The organism is Oleiphilus sp. HI0086 (assembly GCF_001635225.1).
The window spans coordinates 1-864 of sequence record NZ_LWFZ01001514.1 but is presented as its reverse complement, the minus strand read 5'-3'; the positions used below and the strand labels follow the sequence as shown (position 1 = coordinate 864).

Annotated in this window: 1 protein-coding gene; it reads left to right on the top strand. The window is 44.0% G+C overall.

From position 1 onward, the window contains the following. Positions 1 to 159 precede the first annotated feature (159 nt). On the top strand, positions 160 to 864 hold a 705-nt coding region (locus tag A3756_RS25565), incomplete at its 3' end, for a hypothetical protein (RefSeq protein WP_156490773.1).

The following is an 864-nucleotide window of genomic DNA, read 5'->3' as shown; positions in this document are numbered from 1 at the left end:
CGAAAAAATGGCGCGTCTCAGGCAGTTAAATGCAGAGTCAGAACAAAAAAGATTTCCCTAACTTTGCTACAATTTACTAATAGACTATTTATTCGCCCTAGTCCTAAGGTTGATTTATTGGCGTTAAGTCTTTAGCTATCAGTAATCGAGATTTCATATATGAGTACACACCCTTTTTTAAAGCTGCTATTGAGTATCCTGGCCTTGTCCTTAGTTGCTTGTGGAAGCGGTAGTAAGCTGAGTGATGATACTTACGATGGCTTGGTGACAATCGAAGGCCAGGTGAGCGTAAAGCCTGATACCAATGTAGATCTTGATGTTGAGCAAACATGCTCCACGCTTAGTGAGCAGAATAACTCTCTTTTTTCGGCCCAGCTGGTTAGTAACCCGATTACAATTGGAGGCTACATAAATGGCAAGTCTCAGGATCTTGGTTTTTGCTATCAGTTTGAGGAAGATCTTGATGATTATTACCGAGTTTCCTTGGTCGAAGGCCAGACTGTAAGTTTAAGTGTCTTTCCTGCTAACGAAGAGGAATTCAATATCAATGCCCTTGTTGAACTCAGGGCAGTAGATCAGTCTGGCGTCGTTGTGGCTGAACTATCTATATCAGAACCGGGTGCCAAATCTTTAGTTGTTCCCCTTACCAATGAATACTATGTGCGCGTAGCCACAACACAAGGGCACGATGCGCTACTGTATACGCTATCGCTTTCACAAAACTTAAGTGCTGATAATGCACGCCTGCTAAGTGAAGCGAGTCGCTTAGACTTCGTGCCAGGCGAGGTGCTACTTGCATTCGATCAGAGTTCAAGTGCTCAAGGCGCATCAACACGCAGTCGTTCACTTGATAGCTTGCAACGG